The sequence below is a fragment of the Synechococcus sp. OH2 genome, from assembly GCF_047462155.1.
GTDB lineage: Bacteria > Cyanobacteriota > Cyanobacteriia > Thermostichales > Thermostichaceae > Thermostichus.
Genome location: NZ_JANSIR010000048.1, coordinates 19,424 through 42,969 on the forward strand (window position 1 = coordinate 19,424; position 23,546 = coordinate 42,969).

The following is a 23,546-nucleotide window of genomic DNA, read 5'->3' on the forward strand; positions in this document are numbered from 1 at the left end:
GTGCTCTGGTGCGGCATCCCCCTGCCGGAGATTCAGGCCGGCCACTGCACTCCCCCCTTGCGGGTAGGCATGGTATTCCAGCAGGCGGCCCTCTTCGACTCCCTGACGGTGGAGGAAAACGTCGGGTTTTTGCTCTACGAGCACTCGCGGCTGCCGCGGGCACGCATTCGGGAGCTGGTGGCAGCCAAGCTGGAAGCAGTGGGGCTGGCGGGTAAGGAGAACAGCCTGCCGGAGGAGCTCTCGGGGGGGATGCGCAAACGGGCCAGCTTCGCCCGCGCCATTATGGAGGATCCTTCTCTGCCCCAGGACGAGCCGCAACTGCTGCTCTACGACGAGCCCACGGCGGGCCTGGATCCCATTGCTTCCACAGTAATCGAAGACCTCATCCGGGATCTGCAGCAGGTGAAAAAAGCTTGCGAGAGCTACATTGTGGTGACCCACCAGCGCAGCACCATCTACCGCGCCACCGACCGCATCGTGCTCTTGGCCCAGGGGCGGGTGCAGTGGGAGGGATCCGTGCAGCAGATCGAAACGTGCGACAACCCCTTTGTGCAGCAATTTTTCAGCGGTAGCGTAGAAGGGCCGATTCAAGTGGCAGGGCAGGTGTAATGCGTTCGCGAGCAATCCGAGAAGGGGCGGTGGGCCTGTTGATCCTGGCAGGGGTGCTGGGCTTTGCCGGGCTGTTTTTGTGGATCTACAACTTGCGCTTCGGCAGCCGCGGCTTCCAGTTTACCGTCACCTATCCCAACGTATCCGGCCTGGCGGAAGGCTCCAGCGTGCGGCTGCGGGGGGTAGCCGTGGGCCGGGTGGAGCGCATCCTGCCCCAGGCGGCCCAAGTGGAGGTGCAGGTGGTCATCGACCAGCCCTTGGCCATCCCCCGCGACGCCCTGTTTGTTACCACCCAGACGGGGTTGGTGGGGGAGACGGTGATGGATATCCTGCCCCGACGCGATGCCCCGGCAGCGGGATCCCCGCTGGCAGCCGATTGCGACCGCAGCCAAATCATCTGCGCTGGCGATGTGGTGGAGGGCACACCGGGGGTAGATTTCGGCCAGTTGTTGATCCAGGTGGATCGGCTGGTGACGCGCATCAACAACGACGAGTTCTTCGCTACCCTCAACGCCACCCTAGAAGGGATCACCCGCGTCGCCAACAGCGTGGCCGATCTCTCAGAAACCGTGGAAAAGCAGGTGGCAGCCCTGCGCACGGAAGATCTGGACTTGTCGCAATTTCCCTCGGCTGCCACGGCTATCCAAGACGCGGCTGGGGCTGTGAGAGGAATGGCCCGCAGTTTTCAAGCGGCTGCCGATCAGTTCACCCTTCTGGTGGAACAGAACCGCACTTCTCTCCGTGCCGCCCTGGAGAACATCCAGCAGGTGAGTGATGATTTGCAGGCCATGTCGAGCGCAGTTCGCCCGCTGCTGACGGATCCGCAGCTGCAGGCGGATGTGCGCCAGATCCTGGCCGAGGTGCGAGCGGCGGCGGAGAACGTGTCCCAAGCTACCGAAGACCTGCAGCAGATTGCTGCCAACCTTAACGATCCGGGCACCCTGGCGACCTTGCGCCAAACCCTGGACTCGGCCCGCATCACCTTCCAGAATGCGCAAAAGATCACCGCCGATATCGACGAGCTGACGGGGGATCCCCAGTTTCGCCGCGGCCTGCGAGAGCTGGTGTTGGGGCTGAGCAACTTGGTCTCCAGCGCCCCTAAGGCCTCCGGCCCGCTTACGCGAACAGAAGACGGGATCCAGCCTGCTGCAGCCCAAGAGTATCGCTTCCGTTTTGCGCCCGTTTCTTTTGCCCTGGCCCTTGAGGAGCAGCAGCCCGTTCCCTAGGAGGAAGCCAGGATCCCTGCCAAGGTCTGCTCCCGCAGCGGCGGCAAAAGCCATTGAAGGGATCCGGAAGCTGGGGTAGGCTTTGCGGATAGGGTGCTTTGCACCGCTGGCGTGGCTGAGGTTGAGGTGTGAGGAATGTGTGGCATTGTCGGCTATGTGGGCTTTCAGTGGGCGGCTCCCATCCTCTTGGAGGGCCTGCGCACTTTGGAATATCGGGGCTATGATTCTGCCGGCATTGCCACGGTGGATCCAGAAGAGGGCTTGAGGATCGTGCGGGCCACCGGCAAGCTGCACAACCTGCTGGTGAAGCTTACCGCCAACATGCCCACGGCCAAGGTGGGGATTGGCCACACCCGCTGGGCCACCCACGGCGGTGTTAGCGAAGAAAATGCTCACCCCCACTGCGACGCGCGCGGGCGCATCGTGGTTATCCAAAACGGCATTGTGGAGAACTACCTGGAGCTGAAGGAAGAGCTGCTGCGGCGAGGGGTTGGCTTTCGCTCCCAAACCGATACCGAAGTCATCGCCCAACTGCTGGGCCTCTACACCGAGGAGCTGGGCTGCTTCGAGACGGCCTTTGGCAAAGTCATGGGGCAACTGCGGGGGGGAAATGCCGTGGTGGCTTTGGATCGGGAGGCGCCGGATCGGTTGATTGCCGCCCGCCTGGGCAACGCCGGCGCTGTGGTCGTCGGCGAAGGAGAGGGGGAGAACTTCGTTGCCTCGGATCTGCCCGCCATTGTCCGCCACACCCGCAGGGTGGTGTTTCTGGAAGATGGGGAGATGGCCATCCTCACCGACTCCAGCGTGCGCTACCTGCGCATCAGCGGCGAGGAGCTGCGCAAAACCCCTCTCACGGTGGCCTGGGATCCCGTCTCGGCGGCCAAGGGGGGCTACAAGCACTTCATGCAAAAGGAGATCTATGAGCAGCCGCGCACTACCACCGATACGCTGCGGGGGCGGGTGGATCTGGAAGGGGGGCGGGTGACTCTAGAGGAGCTGGTGCTAACAGAGGCGCAACTGGCCCAGACGGAGCAGATTCATGCCGTGGCCTGCGGCACCGCCTGGCACGCCTGCCTGGTGCTCAAGTACTTTATCGAAAGCCTGGCCCGCATCCCGGTGCAGGTGGATCATGCCTCCGAGTTCCGCTACCGCCAGCCGGTGCTGCGCCCCCACAGCCTGCTTGTGGCTCTCACCCAGTCGGGCGAGACCGTCGATACGCTGGCGGCCATGAGCGAGGCCCGCGCCCAAGGGATCCCCACCCTGGCCATCGTCAACGCCATCGGATCCCAAGCCACGCGCCTGGCGGATGCCGGAGTTCTCTACATTCACGCCGGGCCGGAGATCGCCGTCGCTTCCACCAAGGTATTTACCGGCATGCTGGTGGCAGGATACCTGCTGGCCCTGCAACTGGCCCAGGCCAAAGGGATCCTCAGCCCGACCCAGATCCGATCCCACCTGCAAGCTTTGATCGAGCTGCCGGGCAAGATCAGCCTGCTTCTGAAAGACGTTGCCCTCTACGACCACCTGGCGGAACAGTACCATCACGTCACCGACATGCTCTACCTAGGCCGCTGGGTCAACGCCCCCATAGCCCTGGAGGGAGCCTTGAAAATGAAAGAGGTCAGCTACATCCACGCGGAGGGCTACCCGGCAGGGGAGATGAAGCACGGCCCCATCGCCCTCATCGACGAGCGCATGCCGGTGGTGTGTATTGCCACCCGCGATCCCGTCTACGAGAAGATGCTCTCCAACATCGAACAGGTACAGGCGCGGGGAGGGCGGGTGATTGCCCTGATCAACCCAGAAGATACCCAGGTGCGGGAGAAGGCCGACCACGTCATCGAGGTGCCCAGCACCACACCCCTGTTGTCGGCAGTTTTAAATGTCATCCCCCTGCAGTTGTTTGCCTACGCCATGGCGCTGCGCCGGGGGGCCGATGTGGATCAACCCCGCAACCTGGCCAAGTCGGTAACTGTGGAGTAGCGGCTGCCGACCTTGTCAGGGCCGGCCTCTGGCTTTTGTAAAATCGGGCAGATCACGTCATCCTCGGCTGGAGATCCCGCTGGGATCCGCCAATCGGAGAGGAGGCTTTCAATTTGGCCTTTTAGAGCTTGCAACTCCGCCATCCGCTCTTCGATCTGACGCAGCTTCTCCTGCAGGTGTTGGCGGATCTCCGGGCAGGGCTGTTCCCCCTGGTCGTACACCTGCAGGATCTGGCCAATTTCTTCCAGGCTTAGCCCCAGGCTTTGGCAGCGGCGAATGAAAGCCAGCCGTCCCAGCACTGCCGGATGGAAGAGGCGATAGCTGGACTCCGACCGCTGCACCGTTGGCTTCAGCAGGCCCAGCGACTCGTAGTAGCGCACCGTGCGCACCGGTAAGCCCGCCGCTGCTGCCACCTGGCCAATCTTCAAGCTGGCCGACGCGCTAAAGGACTCCGTCTCGCTGACGCGAACGGCAACTGTAGGACTGAACATACCACCACCGGAGTAAACCAAGCCGCCATCAGGATCCCCTGCCGAGACCGAGTCGGCTCCTGCTCAGAGAAGCAGGGATCCCTTAGCTCTTGCTGCCCATCTCCGCCGCTTGCAGCAGAGCTCTGGCTCGCTGTTGATCCAACTTGGCCTGCAAACGCTCCTGCTTGTCGCTGCTGGTATTCAAAACTTTGCTCGCTTCGTCCAAGAGGGCCTGAGCTGCGGCCTTGTCCACTTTTTCTCCCCGCTCGGCGCGGTTAACCAGAACGGTTACCTCGTTATTTTCCACTTCCGCAAATCCACCCATCACGGCAATGGCCGACCACTTGCCGGCAGCTTTGACCCGCATCACACCGTTGCCGATGGCCGTCAAGAGAGGGGCATGGTTGGTGAGGATGCCCAACTGACCTGAGGTGGCAGGGAGGATCACTTCCTCAGCAGGGGCATCCCAAACGATGCGGTCGGGGGTGATCACGCGAACCATCAGCGTCACGGCAGGTCTCCTGAAGGGTTGAGCTTGGCACTTCTATCCTACCGGATCGCCGTCGCTCCTAGTTCTGCCCTCTGTGTGGCAAGACTTAACCCAAGCATAACCTCTCCTTTACTTCCGTCGAAGAGGCAAGCGATAAGGTGTTTTCGGGAACACTTATCCTCGACCCCAACTCCATGCTGTTATTGGCAGGGGGAAGCCCAACGACCAGTGTGCCCAGTTTGCCCTAGCGGAGCCAGCCTATGCCTGAAGCCATGTCCAGCTATTCTGCAGCCAGTCTACCTGTAGGGGAGCGGCAATTGCTAGAAGACCTCTACCGAGGCCGCAGCCTCTCGCCCTACGCTCCCGGACAGGTCATTCCCCTGTTTCCCGAGGAGTGGGTGATTGTCTGCCGAGGTGTGGTGCAATTGACTACTCTTTATCCCAATGGTGGCGAGGCGCTGTTGGGATTTGCCGGCCCCTCCATGCCGCTGGGATCCCCGCTGACGATGTTGGATCCCTACCAAGCTAAGGCATTGACAGCGGTTGACGTGCTGCGGCTGTCGGCAGCCGAGGTGGAAGCCTCAGAAACCCTGAGCCAGGGGCTGCTCAAGCAGTTGGTGCGGCGGCTGCGCCAAACCGAAGCGCTGCTGGCCCTAGCCGGGCGGCGGCGGGTGGAGGATCGGCTGCGCCAGTTGCTCTCCCTATTGGCGGTGGAGTTGGGATCCCCAATTGCGACAGGGGTGCGCCTGCAGGTGCGCCTTACCCACCAAGACTTGGCCAATGCCATCGGCACTACCCGCGTCACCATCACCCGTCTTTTGAACCGTTTCCGCCAGCAGGGCTGGATCGCGGTGGACAAAAACCGCCATCTCATCATCAAGCGGGCCCAAACGCCCTGATAGCTTTAAGCCTGGCGTTGGAGCTGTTGCAGGAGCCAGTTGGCGGCAGCAGTGTTGGTCTGGCTGGCCAGGCGTTCCAGAGCTTGCTCAAGCAGGGCTATCGGCAGGCCCGCCAGCACCTGCGACTGGGCAATGGCCCGATAGCGTCCATCCTCGGCCAGGGCAAAGGCAAAAACGCGCCGCCCCTTGACATCGATGACCCAGTACTCAGGAATGCCCAGGCTGGCATAAAGCTGCTTCTGCTCGTCCAGGTCGAGAGCAAGGGTAGTGTCGGCAATCTCGCCCACCAGGTCAGGGGGTCTTTGGAAACGCAAATCAATCCGCCGCGGCTCGCCAGCTTGGTACCTGGGGATGTTCTCCCCTTTGTAGAGCACTAGGTCAGGGGCGCAGGCATGGGTTTCTGGGTACTCAATCAGACAGCGACCGTAGGACTGCAGGGGCACATCCGGGTGGAGAAAGGCCCAAGCGAAAAAAATGGCCGTCATCAAATCGCTGACGGAGGCGTGCTCTGGCCCTTCCTTGCCCATGTTGACCCACAACCAGCCCTGGTAAAAAGAAATCTTCTGCCAGTCCAGGGTGGGATGGTTGCCAATGGTCAGGTAGTCCTGCCAAGTGGCGTCGTGCCGCTCGAGGATGGGAGGGGTGGCTGGCTTTGAGGCAAGAACCATTGCTCTCCCCTCACAGGCTAGGGGAACTTTCCCTCAAGCCTATCACCCGTCCTGGCAAAGTCGCTGCTTCCGCTCCTGAGAAGCAGGCTGGGCTGGCCAGAAGCCTCACAAGGTAAAGACATCTGCCGGGATCCCTACCTTGGCAGCGGGTCTTTGCGCCAAGCCTGGGGCTGTTGGAACTTGTACAGATCCCGGATCAGCCGCACCCAGCCATCGGCCATGGACTCCACCAAAAGTTTGCCTTTTTCCGGCGTGGCGGCCGTGGCATCCCCCAGGACACCACTCCGGCTGAGGTCGCGAGTTGTCCAGGCAAAAGAGATCCGCCCTTCCAGGCTAATCAGGCTGTCTTCCGGCAGATCCTGAGGGTACTCGCAGACCAAGCGGTCAGTTCGCACTGTCTCGGGCAACAGGTACATCAGCATGCTGGTCTCGCCATCGCCAGCGTGAATGCCCAATTCCCGCTCTTTTTCCGTCATCAGCTCCTGGCCTTGGTGGGGAACGCGCCAGACAGAGATGGGGAAAAGGAGGAAATCTTCGTACTTCTGGTGCAGGTCGCGGGCCACAATCTGCAGCACTTCGGGCTGGCCACCGTGGGAGTTGAGGAACACCAGCTTGCGAAATCCAGCCCGGTAAATGCTTTCAGCCACTTCGGTTAGCAGGGCCATCAGGGTTTGGGCTGAGAGGGTGATGGTGCCCGGGAAATGCCAGTGCTCGTTGGCCTTGCCATAACACTGGGTGGGCAGAACGTAAGCGGGGATCCCCGGCTCCAGTTTTTCCATAGCCCGCCCGATGATTGCGGTGCCGATGCAGGCATCCACCACCAAGGGCAGGTGGGGCCCATGCTGCTCGATCGAGGCTACGGGCTGGATGATCACCACCTTCTCTTTGTTGGGCATGGACTGGATCTCTGTCCAGGTCAGGTAGGGGAAAAAGCGGTGGGGTGGGATAAAGGTGTGCATCATGGCGGGATCCGGTTGCAAGGAATTTCGAGGAGCCTTGCCTGCAAGACTAGCACCTTGGGCAATCTCTGCTTCCGACGGGATCCCCTCGCAGAACCTGAGAAGGCGTCTCTTAAGATCAGGTGTAGTTTGTCTCGTTCGTTCCTCAGGGAAAGCCTGCCGTCCCATGACGCTATGGCCCTGTCTGCCTGCTCAATGTGGCTCCAGTGAGGAGCCCCCCCTCAGAGGACGTCCTCTGCCTGCTGGGACGGAAGTAGGGAGTGCCCCCACCTCACCCCGCCGCCTTCTAGCTCTGCCGGGGCCACAAGCCACGCTCTATGGGGAGCTGATTCAGGTTTCTCTTCACCCTCTTGAAGCGGGATCCCCAGCCCTCCTCTGGGTACGGCCCCTATTGCTCCAGCAGGGATCCCAAGTGTGGAACCTGCGATCCACCTCGGACTTGCTCTGGCCGGCTGACAGCTTTGTTGCGGCCTACGCGGAGGAGGTACTGCCCCTGCTCGAGCAGGCCAGGGATCCCTTGCCCCATGAGGCCCGCCAGCGGCTGCAGGCGTTCTTGCAGCAGGTCTGGCAGAGCTAGGCTTTCAGGGACTCCGTTCCGCTATCGCCAACGGCTAAGCTCTGCAGAGCGGATTCCAGCCGCGCCAGCGCCTCGTCAATCTCCTTTGGCGTGACGATCAAGGGGGGCACAAAGCGCACCACCTGGGATCCTGCTGGCACCAGCAGTAGTCCCTGCTCCAGGGCCGCCCTGACCACCTCAGCCGCCGGGATGCGCATGACTAGACCCTGGATCAGGCCCCAGCCGCGCACCTCCTGCACAAGCTGGGGGAACTGCTCCGCCAAGCGGGATAGACCCTGGCGCAGATAGTCCCCCGTCTGCTGGGCATTCCACACCAAGCTCTCCGCCATTAGGGTGTGGCAAACCGCCAAGCCCACCGCACAGGCCAAGGGATTGCCGCCAAAGGTGCTGGCGTGATCCCCCGGCTGAAACACGGCACAAAACTCTTTGGCCAAGAGGGCGCCAATCGGGATCCCACCCGCCAAGCCCTTGGCCAGGGTAAACACATCCGGCTCGATTCCCAGGTTGCAGTAGCCCCAGAGCCTGCCGGTGCGGCCCATCCCCACCTGCACCTCATCCAACATCAGCAGAATGCCCCGCTCACTGCAGACCCGGCGCAGCCACTGAAAGTAGGCAGGATCCCCGGGCACAACCCCTCCCTCCCCCTGCAGCGGCTCCAGCAGCACGGCACACACCCGCTCGCCCCAGCGCTCCAGCACCGCTGCCGTACCCTCGATATCGTTGTAGGGAACGTAATCAAAGCCAGGCACCAAGGGAGCAAAGTCTTTCTGGTACTTGGGCTGGCCGGTGGCCGTGAGGGCAGCCAGGGTGCGTCCATGAAAGCTAGCCTGGGCGGTGAGGATCACCGGATCTTGGATCCCGCGCACCGTATGGGCGTATTTGCGGGCTAGCTTGATGGCGCCTTCATTGGCCTCTGCCCCTGAGTTGCAGAAAAACACCTTGTCAGCACAGGAGTGCTGGGTCAGCCATTGGGCCAGTTGCGCCTGGGGTCGGTTGTAGTAGAGGTTGGAAACATGGTGCAACTGTTGCGCCTGCTGGGTGAGGGCCTGAATCCAAGCGGGGTGGGCATGTCCCAGGGTGCAGGTAGCAATGCCTGCCACAAAATCCAGGTACTCGCGCCCCTCCTCATCCCAAACCCGGCAGCCTTCCCCCCGCACCAAGGTCAAAGGGTAGCGAGCATAGGTGGACATCACATGCCGATTGAACAGCTCGGCGGTTGTCGCAGATCCCAAGGTGGCATCGACAAGAGAAGCGCTTAACGGCGGCATGGCAGAGGGAGAATGGACAGTGTTTCGAGTGTATCACTCTGGCCGGGGATGATATTCTGGCAAGGAGATCCACACCCATGGGGCGACGGGGGGTAACAGTCTGGTTTACGGGGCTAAGTGGGGCGGGCAAAACCACCCTGAGTTGCGGCGTGGCCCAGCAGTTGCAAGCTCTGGCGTTGCCGGTGGAAGTGCTCGACGGTGACCTGGTGCGGCAACACCTCACCAAGGGGCTGGGGTTTGGCAAAGAAGATCGGGATGAGAACGTTCGCCGCATTGGCTTTGTGGCCGAGATGCTGACCCGCCACGGGGTAATCGTACTGGTCTCGGCCATTTCCCCTTATCGGGCCACCCGGCAAGAGGTGCGGCAGCGCATCGGCAACTTTATCGAGGTCTTTGTGGATGCCCCCCTGGAGGTGTGCGAGCAGCGCGATGTCAAGGGCCTCTACCGCAAAGCGCGGGCAGGGCTCATCCAGCACTTTACCGGCATCGACGATCCCTACGAGCCACCAGAATGCCCGGAGGTGGTGTGCAAAACCGCTGAGCGAAGCATCTCCGAGTGTATTGAGCTGGTGATGCAAGGCCTGAGAAGCCACGGCTATCTCTAACAATTCTTCACCTCATAGAGCGCTGGGCCTGGCGGGCTGAGGATCCCTTGTGGGAAGATATGAACAAGCATTTCGTTTCTGAGAATCAAGGTAGCTATGGCAGTGACTCGTGCCGGACGAACCTCTGTGATGCGGGGCAGCAGCGAAGGGAACCCTGCCAAGTTTCTGGAAATGGCCAGCTCTCTGATCAACACTCGCACCCGCCAAGGTAGCGGCAAAAAGGTTGAAGATCGCTCCTCCTACGGCAAGGCGGGCAACCCACAGGAGTTCCTGCAGATGGCTAGCGAGTTGCGCCGATCCCTGGAGCAACAGGGTCGGTAGCTGCCCTTGTCCTCTTCTCTGGACTGTGGGATCCCCGTCTGGCTCAGCCAGGCGGGTGCTTTTCTTTGTCCTTATTGAGCTCTCCAGCCAGATGAACCCCCAAGCCTTGCCCCTGCGGTTTGTCACCCACAGGTAGGAGAGAGAATGTCAGGATGGGAAAAGTGCTCCTCTGAGCGCTATTGCCAGTGGACGTGGTGAAGCAAAAGAGCATGAAAAACACGGGCTTTTGGCTGGCCGGGATCCTGGGCGTGATCCTGGATCAGGCGACCAAGCGCTGGGCGGTGGAGCGGCTGCTGCCGGGGCCGGAAATCGAGCTGTGGCCGGGGGTGTTTCACCTTACCTATGTGGAGAATACCGGCGCCGCCTGGAGCCTGTTTGCCGATTCGGCAGAGTTTCTCAAGTGGGTCTCGTTGGGGGTAGCGGTGGCGCTGGCGCTGCTGGCGATTCGCGGCGGCAGCCTGGGCCGTTGGGAACAGGCAGGCTACGGTCTGGTCTGGGCAGGAGCGGTAGGGAACGGCATCGACCGCTTTCTCAACGGCTACGTGGTGGATTTTTTTAATCTGGTTTGGATTCGCTTTCCGGTGTTTAACGTGGCGGATGTGGCCATCAACCTTGGGGTGGCCTGCTTGCTGATCGGCTTGCTACAGGACAAATCAAAGGGAACGGAACCGGCTTCCACTTTGCCTCATCCAGAAAAAAAATCTGGCCACGGCGGCAGCAGTTAAATAATAAACACCACCGCCGCCGCGACTTGGGCTCGTGGCTCCCAATAGCCGACAACTCTGCCGTCCCACCTGCGTCCAGTCAGATATAGGCCAGCAAGAGGGGTGAGCACCGAAAGGGCCAGGGCACTGTTGCTCCCTCCTAACTACGCCAGGCAGCTATTTCACCCTCGCCCAGCCAGGATCCTCCAGCGCCTGCCAGGTTGGAGCTGCCTCCCCTTCAACCGCTTCGTGATGGCAGGGATCCTCAGGTGCAGGCGGGGCGTTCCACCACAAACCTAAGGCTGGCCCCAAGCCCAGCAACAGGCCTAGCCCCGCTGGCGCGAAAATGCCGGATCCCAGGCTCATCAGCAGGGCAAAGGCAAAATTAGCTACATAAAGCACCAGTGGCCCCAACAACTGGCGGCGGTTCAACACAGGCTGATCTTTCCCCCAGAGGAGGTTGGCTACGGTCATAAAGGCCGCTCCGGTCAGCATCCAACCGCCAAAGTTCTGCAGCGGCATGCCAAAGAAGGGCCCCGGCTGAAACCAAGTCCAAAAGGGAATCAAGCCGCGGGTCATGGCCGGATCCAGAACAAAGTCCCAGGCAGTGAGCAGCAGCGCCCCCAACAGGATGGCCTCGCAGTGGATCAGCCAGTGGCGACCTGCTTGCAGGGCCACCCGCGCCAACAGGTAGGACGACAGCCCCACGTAAAACCAAGACAAAGGGATCGTGAAGGGAACCAGCCCGGCAATCTTGTAGCCCAGCCCACTGAGGTAGCCGTAGTCGCCAAAGGGGATCCCCGTGCTGGTACCCAGCAGCTCGCTGGCCAAGGAAATGCCCACCGCCGGGATCAAAAACATCAACAGGCGCCGCACCCCCAACAGTCGGGATCCCATCAAAGCCGCCGCCAGCGCTCCAGACACCATGTAGGCAACACCACCATTGGCCATGCTCAGGGAAAAGGCTTGTAGGCCGATGGGGGGCAAACTGGCCACCCATTCGGGATGGGGTACAACCCAAAGCAAGCCCGCCAATCCAAAAAATAAAGACAGAATGTGCAAACCCAGGGCCAAGGTTTCCAGCAGCCCCCCAATCGAAGCCAGCAGGGGCGGAAATGTTTGCCAAACTCCAAACTGGAGAGGCAAGCTGACGAGAACAGCAGAGGATGACAGCCAACGCATGAGAAACTCCCAGAGGGTGGTCAATCACAGCCGCTCTGCTTTCCCGCCATCTGGGCAGTGGCTGCGGAGAGAAGCAGAGGGCGGAAGGGGGCCGGACGCCAACGACAAACCGTCTGGTCTGCTGGGGAGGGCCCCTTGGATAGAAGCATCACAACGGCTAAGGGTGACACTGCTGATATTTTGCTGCCTATTGTATCAATTCGTAAACATCTCGCCCGGTTTTCCCCAGGGCTCACCCTCCTCCCCACCGCCGGGATCCCTGGTGGGGGTGTACGCCCAGTTGAGCCGGGCTGTCGAGCGCCGGGACTGGTCTCAGGCCCTGCGCCTGGTGGATCTCCTGCTGCAGCGGTCGCCAGATCCCGCCCAGCGTCAGGAGCTGGAGAACTATCGGCTGGCGCTGGAGAGCCATCGCTCTGCCGATGGGGATCCGCCGCCGCCCCAGTGGCCGTTGTTGCACAAGCCCTTTGTCGGGGAATTTCCCGTCACCAACCTTTTCGACCACGATATGCCCCTGGGAGAGAAAGATGGCAACGGACGCTTTGTCAGTGGGCAAGGCCAAGTTTGGCTCCCTGGCCCGTTACACCCCTGCGGCAAAAGCGATGGCCACGCCGGCTACGACTGGGCCATGCCGGTGGGTACGCCGATCTTGGCCGCCGCTTCGGGACGGGTTACCTTGGCGCGTCAAGAGCCGCAGTTTTTGTGTCCCAGCTTGGGCCGCCCGGTCAGGGGGTTGCGGGTGCGCATTCGGCACGAGCCAGCCGGCTTGGAAACCCTCTACGCCCACCTCAGCCAAATCCGGGTGCAGGAGGGACAGAGAGTGGCGGCAGGGGGCGTAATCGGCCTCTCGGGCGACAGCGGCTGTGCCAGTGGGCCCCATCTCCATTTTGAGGTGCGCCGCCTTGATCAAACCAACTCTGGCCAACCTGCCCCTGTCGATCCCTACGGGTGGTTTGGGTCTGACCTGGATCCCTGGAGCCTGGATCCCCTGGGAGCAGAGAGCCTGTGGCTTTGGCAGGTGGGCCAAGCGCCCAGCCTAGGCGTCTGCTGGCAGGCTCAACAATTCTCCAGTCATCCTCAATAGGCTGGAGACGTTTCCCTCACCCCCAATCTCTCTCCCCGTGGGAGAGGGGAGTGGCAGGGGACTGCTTCGCGGCAATTCGAAACGAATCCCGGCGGTCTATGCCTTGTCGCCAGACTTGGGATGCTACAGATCACGGCGGACAAAGCCATCTCCCTCCCACTGGTAAAGGGTGGCGCGCAAGTCGCGGTTAGCTCCCGGCACGCTGGAGATGACCAGGATCCCTTGGGAGCTGACCCGCAAGCTGGCATTGTTTAAATCTGTCACGCTCAGCAGCGGCACAAACCCCTCCGCTCGGTGTTCCAAGACCAAGACAGACCGCAGCAGGCTAATGCCCCCTCGCTCGGTGAGCAGCACCAGCTTGGGCTGGGCGCTGGAGGTGATGTCGGTGCGCAGCTGCGCCTCCACCAACCGTCCGGGGATCGGCTCAGCCGTGTGGAGCAGGCGAAAATCGTATCCTCCCTGATGTCCAAAGCTGAGAACCCGCACCACTGGCTCCACTGTCGGCTGCCGCTGGATTTCAAACACGGCCACCACATCCTGACGCTCAGAAGCGGTGCGGCTGGCTGCAAACAGGCGCAGGTTTTCGCCGCGATTGCCGCGGATGAACTCCCACCAGATGGATTGACGAAATAGGGCAACAACTCCTTCGCGCGCGCTGCCCCCCTCAGAAACAGCCGGCCACAGCGGAAGCAGCGGCTGGGGGTAGGCAGAGTGAACAGCAAGCGGTAGCGTCAGAGCCAAGGCTGCTCCCCAACTTATCCGAGCCCAGCAATCCAAGGGCTTTCGCATACTTCCCCACTCCTCGACCCTAAGATTCTAAGAGATTGCCCGGTTTTTCTAAGAGACAGTTGGCGGTTTCCTCAAGCAGGATCTCTAGAACTGGGCCAGGGCAAAAAGCGATAGCCTGCCTCTTCAACCGCAGCAACGATATCTGGCAAAGCTTCTGCAGTATGGGGCCAGCGGTCGTGCAGCAGCAAAACCAGGGGTTGTTCAGAGGCTTTCATCACCGACAACTGGGAGCGAACCCGCTCCAAAAGCTGGTCTGCTGTTTGGCCAGCATAGGCATCCTCGGGACTAAGGTTCCAGTAGAGAACCTGATACCCTGCCTGTTCCAAAGCGCGACGTAAAGCAGAGTCTAGGCGGAAACCGCCCGGTGGGCGAACCACCAGTTGGGGATCCAAGCCCAACCTCTTGAGCAGTTGGGTTGTCTGATCCACCTCGGCATAGAATATCTCGTCGCTGCTGTAGAGGCGTCGATAGTCGTGAGTAAACGTGTGGTTGGCTATCGTGTGGTGGTGGGTTTGAATAGCTTTGGCCAGCTCTGGAAAGCGAGAAACGTGATTGCCGATGAGAAAGAATGTAGCCGGCACTTGTAGCTGATCCAAAGCTTGCAAAAGGCGAGGTGTGGACTGAGGCCAAGGTCCATCGTCAATGGTGAGAAAGGCAGAGCGAGGTGGTACTTCCAACAAAGGCCCCAGCGCCTCTTCCAAAGTCAGTTGCAAAGGCCAGCTATTTTCCAGCGGATCGAGCAAAGTGGGATCCGCTGTCCAGCCATGCTGCAAAAAGACCTCTACCTGGGCAGGTGCAGGGGTGATCAGCAGGCGCCCAGTCTGTTCGTCTCGGTTGCCCCAGCTCAGCCGATAGGGCAGCCCCGCAGCAACTTCAACCGTTGTCGAGCGGGTGATGACTGCATAGGGAATATCAATTAAATAATGCCCGTTCACCCGCTCTTGGTGAACCCAGGCAGCAGAAGGAGCCGATAGATAAACCAGCAGGTCTTGGGGATTGCTGCCGCGCACAACGCGAACGCTCTCGATCGGGAGAATAGGATCGTATTCTGAGGTTAGAGTCAGGTTTAGATCAAAAAAAGACTGGGCCTCTACCGCGTAGTAATGCAGCCCTACCAATAGGAAAACCCAAAAAAAGATCGCCACTTTCAGAGAATGCATGGGAGTTGCTCGGGGCTTCGCAACAATCATAGGGCAGAAGGCCATCCCAATTCCCTCAAGAGGGCGGAATGAGCCCAAACTAAGAGCGCAGGCGCTCTTCCCATTTACGAAGAGGAGAGGCCCGGCGGATGTCCCGCCAAATGGCCGTTGCAGCCAGCGCCCCATCGGCGACGGCAATCGACACCTGGTTGAGGCCCTGCTTCAAATCCCCTACCGCGAAGAGCCGCGGATGGGTGGTGCGGCACCACTCGTCGGTCACGAGGTTTTCGCCCTGCCAGCGTAAGTTCGGGATCCCTTTCAAATAGTCGTTGTGGTATTTGGCTCCCATGGCCACCAGGCCGGTGGTTGCCTCGATGTAGGTGCCATCCTCGAGCTCCACGCCCCGCATCTGGTGGTTCTCGCCCAGAAAGCGGCGAATGGGAGACTCGTAAAGGGGATAGCCGTGCTCCGCCAGTTTTTGGCGCATTTCAGGGCCGACCGAGCAGAGGCCGTGAGTCAACACCGAGATATAAGGCGTAAACCAGTTGAGGACAAAAGCCGTATTAATCCGATCTTCTGAATTGACAATCAAAACTGCCTTCTGATCCCGCATTTCGTAACCATCGCAAATCATGCAGACATGAAGCGAGTAGCCTGCATATTCGTAGACATTTTGCATATCAGGCAATTGGGGCAAATAATCGATAATGCCCGTTGCTGCAATCAAATATTTGCTGCGAAAAACAGGGTAGATACTGTTGACTTTTCTTACTTTGACCTTGACAGCAAAAAGGTCTCCCTCATCTGTGACATCTTCCACAAAGCCCCATAGATAGTCCACCCCCAAGCTGAGGGCGTGCTCCCTCCCCTGTCGCAACAGCTCTCGTCCTGGCGTGTTTGGCGGCAGGCCCAGATAGTTGCGCAAATCCTGCATCCAAAAAGAGCGGCCTCTGCTCTTTTCCACCACCAGGCAGCTCAAGCCGTAGCGGGCCAGGTAAATGGCTGCCGACAGCCCCCCTGCGCCACCACCGGCAACAATAACGTCGTAGATTTTGTTCAGGCCAACTTCTAGGTTCCTGCTGTCCAGTTTCATAGACGGGATCCCCCCACAAGCTTTCTACTGGATAAGATTGCAGCCCCAACAAGAAATCCGCAGCTCTAACTATCCTGTTCACGCCTCCCCTCTCTATTGTCTATTGAGGCTGAGACGTGTCGAAGGGGGAAGGGAGCAGTCCCAGCAGCCGTCTAGAATGGGGGCTGAACCCTCTGTTAGGAGAAGAGCCCTATGCCTGGCATCTTAGCCGCCCTTGCCCTCATCTTTATCGGCTACCTGTTCAACTCGGTCAAGATCATCAGCCAGGGCTATGAGGCGCTGGTAGAGCGTTTGGGGAGGTTTCACCGCAAGCTGACACCCGGGTTGCACATCATTTTTCCTCCCATCGACAGGATTGTGTTTAAGGAAACCATTCGCGAGAAGGTGCTGGACGTGCCACCGCAGCAGTGCATCACCAGCGACAACGTTTCTTTGATGGCGGATGCGGTGGTTTACTGGCGCATCACGGATATGATCAAGGCCCGCTACGCCGTAGAGGATGTACAGCGGGCTTTGGTGAACTTGGTGCTGACGGCCTTGCGCGCCGAAATTGGCCGCATGGACTTGGATCAAACCTTTTCCTCCCGCGCCGAGATCAACGCCCGCCTTTTGACAGAACTGGACGAGGCCACCGATCCCTGGGGGATCAAGATCACCCGCGTAGAAGTCAGGGATATCCAGCCCTCTAAGACGGTGCAAGACTCGATGGAAAAGCAAATGGCTGCCGAACGGGAGAAGCGAGCGGCCATTCTCAAATCCGAGGGGGAACAGCAGGCCAGCATCAACCAAGCAGCGGGGGCTGCCAAGGCGCAGTTGTTGCGAGCAGAAGCTGAGAAGCGCGAGCGGCTGCTGCTGGCCGAGGGTACGGCTGAGGCTATCAAAACCATTGCCGCTACTTTGCAGGAAAACCCAGAGGCAGCCAACGCGCTGCAATACTTGATGGCACAAAACTACATCGATATGGGTCTCAAGCTGGGCAGCAGCCCCAGCTCGAAGGTGATCTTTATGGATCCCAATTCCATCCCCGCTACCCTGCAAGGGCTGCTCTCGATGGTGGATGTGGCCAAGGAAGGGCAGGGATCCGGATCCCGCGCTTCTGGGGCTTCCCAAAAGTTGGGCACCTCCACGGCTTTCCCGACCGAGGTGAACTTTCCTCAGCTCGACTAGTAGCGACAGCTATGGTAGCTTCTGCCCAACATGGAGGGGATCCCGCTTGGCTAGTGGTGGGGCAGGTGGTGGCCGCTCATGGACTGCGGGGCTGGCTACGGGTTAAGTGCTGGTCGGATTTTCCAGAGCGCCTCACTGAGCCAGGGCCGCGCTGGCTGCAGCGGGATAGCGATCCGGAGCCTCTGTTGCATCCTTTGATTGAGGGCCAGTTTTTTCCCGCCAAGGGCTTGTACTTGGTGCGGCTGGAAGGGATCCCCGATCGAACGGCAGCAGAGGCTTGGGTGGGGGCCAAGGTGTTGGTACCGGCTTCCCAGCGCCTGCCCCTCGAGCCGGAGGAGTACCACTACTCCGATCTCATTGGCCTAGCCGTCTACCATCAGGGTCGGCTGCTGGGACATGTCTCGGCAATCTGGGCCGCTGGCCAAGATGTGCTGGAGATCTCTACCCCCGACCAGCGGCAGGTGTTGATCCCCTTTGTGAAAGCTCTGGTGCCGGTTGTGGATCTGGAAAACGGTGAGCTGCAGGTGCAGCCGCCGCCGGGATTGGTGGAGAGCTTTCTCGGCCAGGATTGGGCAAGAAACTGATCTCCATCCCTGCATCCCCTGCCAAAGTTTGCCCTCAGAAGCGGCTGCGTGGCCGTTCTAGGCTTTTGTGCTATTATAGGGGCAGGTTTTTGGGATTTGGATCATCTCTGGCTTCTGGCGTCAATTTCTCTGGATTCAGGTTGGCGGGGGCCGGTATCTCTCTTCAGGATTGGAGTTACGAATGACGGAGAACTACGGTGCAGAGCAGATCCAAGTTTTGGAAGGCTTGGAGGCTGTGCGCAGGCGGCCTGGCATGTACATTGGCTCCACCGGGCCGAAGGGATTGCACCACCTGGTGTATGAGGTGGTGGACAACTCCGTCGATGAGGCCCTGGCCGGCTATTGCGACGAGATTGAGGTCACCCTCCACCCCGATGGCTCGGTGTCGGTTCTGGACAATGGCCGCGGCATCCCGGTAGACATCCACCCCAAAACTGGGCAGTCGGCGTTGGTGACGGTCATGACGGTGTTGCACGCCGGCGGCAAGTTTGGAGGGGGCGGCTACAAGGTCTCCGGGGGGCTGCACGGCGTTGGGGTGTCGGTGGTGAATGCCCTCTCGGAGTGGTTGGAGGCCAGAGTCTGGCGGGAGGGCAAAGTTTACTTCCAGCGCTTTGAGCGAGGGGCGGTGGTGGGATCCCTCAAATCCGAGCCGCAGCCGGTGGGTTCCCAGCGGCGGGGGACCGGGGTGCGCTTCAAGCCAGATGAGCTTATCTTTCCGGAGCGGGAGTTTGACTATGCCGTGCTGGCTGCTCGTCTACGCGAGCTGGCCTACCTCAATGCCGGCTTGAAAATCATCTTTAGCGATCTGCGGCGGGAGCCGCCTCAGCGGGAAACCTATCAATTTGCGGGCGGCATCAAGGAATATGTGGCCTTCATCAACCACGAAAAAACCCCCATCCACCCCGACATTGTCTATGTGCGCGGAGAGCGGGATGGCGTCGAGGTCGAAGCGGCTCTGCAGTGGTGCGCAGATGTCTATACCGATACGTTGATTGGCTTTGCCAACAACATCCGCACCACCGAAGGGGGCACCCACTTGGAGGGGCTGAAGACTGCCCTTACCCTTACCATCAACAGCCAAGCCCGCAAGCTCAACAAACTCAAAGAGTCCGACAGCAACCTGGCGGGAGAAAACGTGCGGGAGGGCCTGACGGCCATCGTCTCGGTCAAGGTGCCTAACCCCGAGTTTGAGGGGCAAACCAAAACCAAGCTGGGCAACACCGAGGTGCGGGGCATCGTCCAAACCATTGTCTCCGAGGCCCTCACGGAATATCTGGAGTTCAACCCCAACGTGGCGAGGGGGATCGTCGATAAGGCCATCCAGTCCTTCAACGCGGCCGAAGCTGCCCGCCGGGCCCGGGAGCTGGTACGCCGCAAGTCGGCTCTGGAATCTTCCACACTGCCGGGGAAACTGGCTGACTGCAGTTGCCGGGATCCGGCGGAGTCAGAGGTGTACTTGGTGGAGGGCGACTCGGCAGGGGGCAGTGCCAAGCAGGGCCGGGATCGCCAGTTTCAGGCGGTGCTGCCTTTGCGGGGCAAGATCCTCAACATCGAGAAGGCGGATCCCGCCAAGATCTACAAAAACGCCGAGATTCAGGCCCTGATTACAGCGCTGGGCCTGGGGGTCAAGGGCGAGGAGTTCGATCCCAGCCAACTGCGCTACCACCGCATCATCCTCATGACTGACGCCGATGTGGATGGCAGTCACATCCGCACCCTGCTGCTCACCTTCTTTTACCGCTATCAGAAGGCGCTCTTGGAGCAGGGCTACGTCTACATTGCCTGCCCGCCCCTCTATAAGATTGAGTGGGGCCGCAACAATGTGCGCTACTGCTACAACGAGGCCGAGAAAGAGCAAGTCCTGCGCAGCCTGCCGGCCAACACCAAGTACACCATCCAGCGCTTCAAGGGCTTGGGGGAAATGATGCCAGAGCAGCTCTGGGAAACCACCATGAACCCGGCAACGCGCGTCCTCAAGCAGATTACCATCGAAGACGCCGCAGAGGCGGATCGCATTTTCACCATCCTCATGGGGGATGCCGTTGGCCCGCGGCGGGAGTTCATCGAGGCCCACAGTGGCCAGTTGGAACTGGCGGCTCTGGACATTTGATTGGGATTAGTCCACGGGGGAGATGTGGTAGCTGCCATCAGCCTGCACCCAGGCAATCTCCGGGATCCGACACTGGCGGGCATAGGCCTCGATCTCTTCAGGAGGGCGATCCAGCAATTCCAGCTCCACGGCCTCTGACTCCCGCCAGCGGGCGGCCAAGGCCAGTGCTGCCGGGATCCCTGCCGGCACCAGCGGCACCACCAACCGCTGGCAGCCCATTGCCTCGGCTGGGAGGTCGGGGGGCAAGAGCCGCAGCAGCGTATCGGGCAGGAGGGTAAAGCCGATCCCTGGCTGCTCAATTTGCTGAGGGCTGTAGAGAGCATAGAGCTGGTCGTAGCGCCCGCCCAGGGCAATGACCTCTCCTCCCACCACTGCCTGGAAGACAATGCCGGTGTAGTAGGCCAGAGTTTGCAGCAAGCTTAGATCCAGCACCACCCGCACCTGCCGGGCTTCCAGGATTTGGCACAACTGCCGCAGATCCCGCAGCCGCTCCGGGGGCACAGGAAGCTGGGCAAGCTGAGGTAGGACCTGCTCAGGCTGGCCGCGCAATCCCAGAATCTGCAAGCCAATCTGGCGGGCCGCCTCCGGCAGAGGAGCCGATTCCAGGTAAACGTAGTCAAGCTGGGCAATGGCGCGGCGCACCGCCGCCTGGGCCTTGGGAGTAACCGAGTTAAGCAGGCTCTCGGTCAGGCCCACATCTCCCAACAGCAATGTCCAGTTGCTGAGGCCAACAGCGCGCACGCAATCGGCCAAAAGCAGCAAGATCTCAGCGTCGGCTAGCCATCCGCCCGCGCCGATGAGCTCCACCCCCGACTGGAAAAACTCCTGGCTGCTGTAGGAGCCCTCCTCCCGCCGGCTATTGCGGAACACGTTGCCGTGGTAGTAGAGCCGCAGCGGCAGAGGCCCGCCGGCCAGCCGGGTGGCTGCTGCCCGCACGATGGAAGCGGTGAATTCCGGGCGCAACCCCAGCATTGTCCCTTCCCCGTCCCGCAGTTGCAGCACGGCTTCACCGCGGATGGATCCCCCAGCCAGCAGGGTCTCTAACCGCTCTAGGGTGGGCGTGATGATACGTTGGTAGCCGTAGCGGCGAAAAACCTGGGTTAGCTGCGCCTCTAGCCTTTCCCGCCGCTGAACTTCCCGCGGCAAAAAGTCGCGGGCGCCAGTGGGAGGGCGCAGGGAACTGGTTTCCCAAAGCAAATCTGCACCGCCAGGGCAGTCGTACACAGACCAACTCCGACAGGCTGTCCTGCCGCATCCTACCACTGGAGTAGAGCAGATCAAGTCTCCTCCGCAAGAGGCCAGGGAAAGTCAGGCCACTCCCAAAGGGGATCCGTGGAGTGCACCCGGTGCATCCCCGCTGCCGCAAAGCGGGCAAAGGCTGCCTCCGCCTGCTCGCTAAAATCGACAATGCCGGGGATCACTACCGGCGAGGTGCAATCTTCCAGAAGGTAGACCCTCCTGGCTAGGCTGGGATCTCTAGCCTGGATCTCCTGCAGCAGGTCGCTTACCGTCCAGGCAACGCAGTGGCTTTTGGCTTGGCCAGCCACAATCAGGGCATCAAATTCCAGGAGGTGGTCGATAAGGGATTCATTTTTCTCGTCGATGGGATCCCCCTCCGGCCCCGTCAAGACCTCCGGGCTGAGGGCAGAGTAATTTTCCGTCAAGGGGTTGGCTCCCTTGAGCTGTAAGCTGGGCTGGCTGCCGCGGGCAATGGTGTGGAAGAAGATCGCCTCCTCCACTGCCGGCACCAGGGCATGGCCAATCCCACCCAGCATGGAATGGTAGGGCCAGACAATAAGGGGATATTTCCCCCCTTTCTCCAATTGCTCGGCATAGTGGAGGGCATAGACCTGCAGCCGCGTCAGATCCCCCTGGGTGAGGTTGGCGGCCATGGCAGGGTTGATCCGCCAGCGTCCTGAGCGAATCTCGGCTGCCGAGATGGCGGTAGCTGGCTCGGGATGGGATCCCTGGGCATCCACCCAAAAGACGGGGTGGAAGATCTGCATCGCCGTGTGGGTATCCAGGGTGGCCACAATCTGGGTGATGTGGGCAAGGTGGCGGTAGATGAATTGGCACAGGCGGCAGTTGTCCTCCACCGCCCCCAAGCCGCTGGGGCCGCCCACAAACAGCTCAAAGCCAGGAATGCAGAAGGTGTTTTGCACATCAATCAGCAACAAGCCCACCCGCACCCGATCGGCTTCCGCCGGGGGAATGTGGTGCTCTTGGGCCCAGCGCTCTGCCTCTAGGGCCCGCTGCTGGTAGGGCACTCGCCAAATCTCTCCCACCCGCTCAGGAGCAAAGTGGGAGGGCACAGGCAGGGTTGGCGGCGCTGGAGTTGTCAACTGCGGAGCAGAGGTGTCCATGGCGCTTCCCGTAGCCAAGCTTTTGCTGCTTTGCAGGGTAGGGATCCCTGGCAGGCTGGACTTGCTACCATGGTAGCTCCAACTGGGGCAACCGCTTCTCTGCCTTTCCCCAAGGGCGTTGCCTCTCTGGCTTACTTGAGGGTTCCATGGTAGACCCAAGCTTTTCCTCCCTGCAGCCCCAAGACTACGGCTTACTGACCGATCTCTACCAGTTCACAATGGCTGCCTGCTATGTGGGGGAGGGGCTGGAGAATCAGCCGGCGGCCTTTGAGCTGTTTGTGCGGCGCTTGCCTAGCGACTATGGCTACCTCATTGCCATGGGGCTGGCCCAAGCGGTGGAATACCTGCAGCAGTTGCACTTTCCGCCACAAACCTTGCAGGCCCTGCAGGAGACGGGCATTTTTGCCGAGGCACCGCCACGCTTTTGGGAGCTGCTGGCTAGCTACCGCTTCGAGGGGGATGTGTGGGCAGTACCGGAGGGGACGGCCGTTTTTGCCAACGAGCCGCTGCTGCGGGTGGAGGCTCCTCTGTGGCAGGCGCAACTGGCGGAAACCTACTTGCTGACTACCTTCAACTACCAAACCCTGATTGCCACCAAGGCAGCCCGCATGCGCGATGCGGCAGGGGATGAGGCCGTTTTGTTGGAGTTCGGCACGCGGCGAGCCTTTGGACCCCAGGCGGGCCTCTGGGCAGCGCGGGCGGCGCTGGCGGGGGGGTTCAATGCCACCTCCAATGTCTTGGCAGCTCTCAAATTGGGGCGCAAGCCGGCGGGCACCATGGCCCATTCCCTCGTGATGGCCATTGCCACCCTCTCTGGCGATGAGACCCGTGCCTTTCAAGCTTTCCGGCGCTACTTTCCCCAAGCGGTTTTGCTCATTGACACCTACGATCCCATCCAGGGAGCGCGCACCGCGGCTCAGCTCTTTGCTGCCACCCAGCCGGAGCAACTGGGATCCCGGGGGGAAATCGGCGGCGTACGCATCGACTCGGGGGATCTGGAGGCCCTCTCCCACCAAGTCAAGGCCATCCTGCCGCAGGGGGCGCCGGTGTTTGTCAGCGGCGATCTGGATGAGTACGAGATTGAGCGGCTGCACCGCTCCCAAGCGCCCATCAGTGGCTACGGTGTTGGCACCCGCCTGGTTACCGGCGAGGGGGTGAATGGAGTGTACAAATTGGTGGAGATCAATGGGATCCCCGTGGCCAAGGCCTCCTTTGCCAAAGCCACCCTGCCAGGGCGCAAGCAGATCTTTCGCGGCCCC

At 60.8% G+C, this 23,546-nt stretch carries 24 protein-coding genes; 13 read left to right on the forward strand and 11 right to left on the reverse strand.

Annotated features, from left to right (window positions below; all coding sequences use genetic code 11):
- From NW835_RS03610 to glmS, 3 genes are all read left to right on the forward strand, one after another.
- Positions 1-609: ABC transporter ATP-binding protein (locus tag NW835_RS03610; protein ID WP_414414546.1), on the forward strand; the 609-nt coding region annotated here is incomplete at its 5' end.
- On the forward strand, positions 609-1,835 hold the full coding sequence (locus tag NW835_RS03615; protein WP_414414547.1) for an MlaD family protein: 1,227 nt from the start codon (positions 609-611) through the stop codon (positions 1,833-1,835). The genes NW835_RS03610 and NW835_RS03615, both read left to right, overlap by 1 nt.
- A gap of 135 nt (positions 1,836-1,970) precedes the next feature.
- The gene (gene glmS, locus NW835_RS03620) at positions 1,971-3,818 is read left to right on the forward strand and encodes a glutamine--fructose-6-phosphate transaminase (isomerizing) (RefSeq protein WP_414414548.1); all 1,848 of its coding nucleotides are present in this window, start codon (positions 1,971-1,973) and stop codon (positions 3,816-3,818) included.
- Here glmS and NW835_RS03625 read toward each other — a convergent pair.
- Together NW835_RS03625 and atpC are read right to left on the reverse strand one after the other, a co-directional pair.
- A complete protein-coding gene (locus tag NW835_RS03625; protein ID WP_414414549.1) occupies positions 3,779-4,309 on the reverse strand; it encodes a heavy metal-responsive transcriptional regulator in 531 nt (176 codons plus the stop codon). The two genes, glmS and NW835_RS03625, sit on opposite strands and share 40 nt — an antisense overlap.
- Before the next feature lie 82 nt (positions 4,310-4,391).
- Positions 4,392-4,799, reverse strand: coding sequence for an ATP synthase F1 subunit epsilon (gene atpC, locus NW835_RS03630; protein ID WP_414364250.1), 408 nt, complete (start codon positions 4,797-4,799; stop codon positions 4,392-4,394).
- A gap of 239 nt (positions 4,800-5,038) precedes the next feature.
- Here atpC and NW835_RS03635 point away from each other — a divergent pair, with 239 nt between their 5' ends.
- Positions 5,039-5,677: a Crp/Fnr family transcriptional regulator gene (locus NW835_RS03635; protein WP_414364252.1), complete on the forward strand. Its 639-nt coding sequence runs from the start codon at positions 5,039-5,041 to the stop codon at positions 5,675-5,677.
- 5 nt (positions 5,678-5,682) lie between these two features.
- On the opposite strand, the gene NW835_RS03640 is transcribed toward NW835_RS03635, so the two are convergent.
- Positions 5,683-6,345 carry a Uma2 family endonuclease gene (locus tag NW835_RS03640; RefSeq protein ID WP_414372067.1) on the reverse strand — a complete coding sequence of 221 codons (663 nt, stop codon included), beginning with the start codon at positions 6,343-6,345 and terminating at the stop codon, positions 5,683-5,685.
- A 134-nt stretch (positions 6,346-6,479) separates the two neighbouring features.
- A complete protein-coding gene (locus NW835_RS03645; RefSeq protein ID WP_414372099.1) occupies positions 6,480-7,304 on the reverse strand; it encodes a creatininase family protein in 825 nt (274 codons plus the stop codon).
- A 166-nt stretch (positions 7,305-7,470) separates the two neighbouring features.
- Between NW835_RS03645 and NW835_RS03650 the strand changes: the two genes are divergently transcribed.
- Positions 7,471-7,881, forward strand: coding sequence for a hypothetical protein (locus NW835_RS03650; protein WP_414384993.1), 411 nt, complete (start codon positions 7,471-7,473; stop codon positions 7,879-7,881).
- On the opposite strand, the gene NW835_RS03655 is transcribed toward NW835_RS03650, so the two are convergent.
- Complete coding sequence (locus tag NW835_RS03655) at positions 7,878-9,071, reverse strand: aspartate aminotransferase family protein (RefSeq protein ID WP_414372097.1); 1,194 nt, start codon at positions 9,069-9,071, stop codon at positions 7,878-7,880. The genes NW835_RS03650 and NW835_RS03655 overlap by 4 nt on opposite strands.
- 155 nt (positions 9,072-9,226) lie before the next feature.
- Between NW835_RS03655 and cysC the strand changes: the two genes are divergently transcribed.
- From cysC to lspA, 3 genes are all read left to right on the forward strand, one after another.
- The gene (gene cysC, locus NW835_RS03660) at positions 9,227-9,754 is read left to right on the forward strand and encodes an adenylyl-sulfate kinase (protein ID WP_414364256.1); all 528 of its coding nucleotides are present in this window, start codon (positions 9,227-9,229) and stop codon (positions 9,752-9,754) included.
- A 96-nt stretch (positions 9,755-9,850) separates the two neighbouring features.
- Positions 9,851-10,075: a hypothetical protein gene (locus tag NW835_RS03665; RefSeq protein ID WP_414364258.1), complete on the forward strand. Its 225-nt coding sequence runs from the start codon at positions 9,851-9,853 to the stop codon at positions 10,073-10,075.
- A 209-nt stretch (positions 10,076-10,284) separates the two neighbouring features.
- Positions 10,285-10,800, forward strand: coding sequence for a signal peptidase II (lspA, locus tag NW835_RS03670; protein ID WP_414372064.1), 516 nt, complete (start codon positions 10,285-10,287; stop codon positions 10,798-10,800).
- 156 nt (positions 10,801-10,956) lie between these two features.
- On the opposite strand, the gene NW835_RS03675 is transcribed toward lspA, so the two are convergent.
- A complete protein-coding gene (locus NW835_RS03675) occupies positions 10,957-11,961 on the reverse strand; it encodes a carotenoid biosynthesis protein (protein ID WP_414414550.1) in 1,005 nt (334 codons plus the stop codon).
- Between the two features lie 190 nt (positions 11,962-12,151).
- Here NW835_RS03675 and NW835_RS03680 point away from each other — a divergent pair, with 190 nt between their 5' ends.
- Positions 12,152-13,042, forward strand: a complete 891-nt coding sequence (locus NW835_RS03680) for a M23 family metallopeptidase (protein ID WP_414414551.1) — start codon at positions 12,152-12,154, stop codon at positions 13,040-13,042.
- Positions 13,043-13,165: 123 nt separating this feature from the next.
- Here NW835_RS03680 and NW835_RS03685 read toward each other — a convergent pair whose 3' ends face one another.
- From NW835_RS03685 to NW835_RS03695, 3 genes are all read right to left on the reverse strand, one after another.
- Positions 13,166-13,783: a hypothetical protein gene (locus tag NW835_RS03685; RefSeq protein ID WP_414414552.1), complete on the reverse strand. Its 618-nt coding sequence runs from the start codon at positions 13,781-13,783 to the stop codon at positions 13,166-13,168.
- A gap of 119 nt (positions 13,784-13,902) precedes the next feature.
- Positions 13,903-14,991, reverse strand: a complete 1,089-nt coding sequence (locus tag NW835_RS03690) for a polysaccharide deacetylase family protein (protein ID WP_414414553.1) — start codon at positions 14,989-14,991, stop codon at positions 13,903-13,905.
- Between the two features lie 79 nt (positions 14,992-15,070).
- The gene (locus NW835_RS03695) at positions 15,071-16,063 is read right to left on the reverse strand and encodes an NAD(P)/FAD-dependent oxidoreductase (RefSeq protein ID WP_414364267.1); all 993 of its coding nucleotides are present in this window, start codon (positions 16,061-16,063) and stop codon (positions 15,071-15,073) included.
- 192 nt (positions 16,064-16,255) lie between these two features.
- Here NW835_RS03695 and NW835_RS03700 point away from each other — a divergent pair, with 192 nt between their 5' ends.
- From NW835_RS03700 to gyrB, 3 genes are all read left to right on the forward strand, one after another.
- Positions 16,256-17,230 (forward strand): SPFH domain-containing protein, encoded by a 975-nt coding sequence (locus NW835_RS03700; protein ID WP_414364269.1) that lies wholly within the window; start codon positions 16,256-16,258, stop codon positions 17,228-17,230.
- A gap of 11 nt (positions 17,231-17,241) precedes the next feature.
- Positions 17,242-17,814 carry a ribosome maturation factor RimM gene (gene rimM / locus NW835_RS03705; RefSeq protein ID WP_414364271.1) on the forward strand — a complete coding sequence of 191 codons (573 nt, stop codon included), beginning with the start codon at positions 17,242-17,244 and terminating at the stop codon, positions 17,812-17,814.
- 181 nt (positions 17,815-17,995) lie between these two features.
- The gene (gyrB, locus tag NW835_RS03710) at positions 17,996-19,924 is read left to right on the forward strand and encodes a DNA topoisomerase (ATP-hydrolyzing) subunit B (protein ID WP_414414554.1); all 1,929 of its coding nucleotides are present in this window, start codon (positions 17,996-17,998) and stop codon (positions 19,922-19,924) included.
- Positions 19,925-19,930: 6 nt separating this feature from the next.
- On the opposite strand, the gene NW835_RS03715 is transcribed toward gyrB, so the two are convergent.
- Both NW835_RS03715 and NW835_RS03720 read right to left on the reverse strand, forming a co-directional pair.
- Entirely contained in the window at positions 19,931-21,148 is a 1,218-nt protein-coding gene (locus NW835_RS03715) for an ATP phosphoribosyltransferase regulatory subunit (protein ID WP_414414555.1), read from the reverse strand.
- Between the two features lie 53 nt (positions 21,149-21,201).
- A complete protein-coding gene (locus tag NW835_RS03720) occupies positions 21,202-22,287 on the reverse strand; it encodes an isochorismatase (protein ID WP_414376624.1) in 1,086 nt (361 codons plus the stop codon).
- Between the two features lie 146 nt (positions 22,288-22,433).
- On the opposite strand from NW835_RS03720, the gene NW835_RS03725 reads away from it, so the two are divergent.
- Positions 22,434-23,546: nicotinate phosphoribosyltransferase (locus tag NW835_RS03725; protein ID WP_414414556.1), on the forward strand; the 1,113-nt coding region annotated here is incomplete at its 3' end.

What these genes read in the sequence shown, in the direction of transcription:
- NW835_RS03615 (WP_414414547.1), top strand. Translation starts at nt 609, where the DNA reads ATGCGTTCGCGAGCAATCCGAGAAGGGGCGGTGGGCCTGTTGATCCTG.
- glmS (WP_414414548.1), top strand. Translation starts at nt 1,971, where the DNA reads ATGTGTGGCATTGTCGGCTATGTGGGCTTTCAGTGGGCGGCTCCCATC.
- NW835_RS03625 (WP_414414549.1), bottom strand. Translation starts at nt 4,309, where the DNA reads ATGTTCAGTCCTACAGTTGCCGTTCGCGTCAGCGAGACGGAGTCCTTT.
- NW835_RS03635 (WP_414364252.1), top strand. Translation starts at nt 5,039, where the DNA reads ATGCCTGAAGCCATGTCCAGCTATTCTGCAGCCAGTCTACCTGTAGGG.
- NW835_RS03640 (WP_414372067.1), bottom strand. Translation starts at nt 6,345, where the DNA reads ATGGTTCTTGCCTCAAAGCCAGCCACCCCTCCCATCCTCGAGCGGCAC.
- NW835_RS03645 (WP_414372099.1), bottom strand. Translation starts at nt 7,304, where the DNA reads ATGCACACCTTTATCCCACCCCACCGCTTTTTCCCCTACCTGACCTGG.
- NW835_RS03650 (WP_414384993.1), top strand. Translation starts at nt 7,471, where the DNA reads ATGACGCTATGGCCCTGTCTGCCTGCTCAATGTGGCTCCAGTGAGGAG.
- NW835_RS03655 (WP_414372097.1), bottom strand. Translation starts at nt 9,071, where the DNA reads ATGTCCACCTATGCTCGCTACCCTTTGACCTTGGTGCGGGGGGAAGGC.
- cysC (WP_414364256.1), top strand. Translation starts at nt 9,227, where the DNA reads ATGGGGCGACGGGGGGTAACAGTCTGGTTTACGGGGCTAAGTGGGGCG.
- NW835_RS03665 (WP_414364258.1), top strand. Translation starts at nt 9,851, where the DNA reads ATGGCAGTGACTCGTGCCGGACGAACCTCTGTGATGCGGGGCAGCAGC.
- lspA (WP_414372064.1), top strand. Translation starts at nt 10,285, where the DNA reads ATGAAAAACACGGGCTTTTGGCTGGCCGGGATCCTGGGCGTGATCCTG.
- NW835_RS03675 (WP_414414550.1), bottom strand. Translation starts at nt 11,961, where the DNA reads ATGCGTTGGCTGTCATCCTCTGCTGTTCTCGTCAGCTTGCCTCTCCAG.
- NW835_RS03690 (WP_414414553.1), bottom strand. Translation starts at nt 14,991, where the DNA reads ATGCATTCTCTGAAAGTGGCGATCTTTTTTTGGGTTTTCCTATTGGTA.
- NW835_RS03695 (WP_414364267.1), bottom strand. Translation starts at nt 16,063, where the DNA reads ATGAAACTGGACAGCAGGAACCTAGAAGTTGGCCTGAACAAAATCTAC.
- NW835_RS03700 (WP_414364269.1), top strand. Translation starts at nt 16,256, where the DNA reads ATGCCTGGCATCTTAGCCGCCCTTGCCCTCATCTTTATCGGCTACCTG.
- rimM (WP_414364271.1), top strand. Translation starts at nt 17,242, where the DNA reads ATGGTAGCTTCTGCCCAACATGGAGGGGATCCCGCTTGGCTAGTGGTG.
- gyrB (WP_414414554.1), top strand. Translation starts at nt 17,996, where the DNA reads ATGACGGAGAACTACGGTGCAGAGCAGATCCAAGTTTTGGAAGGCTTG.
- NW835_RS03720 (WP_414376624.1), bottom strand. Translation starts at nt 22,287, where the DNA reads ATGGACACCTCTGCTCCGCAGTTGACAACTCCAGCGCCGCCAACCCTG.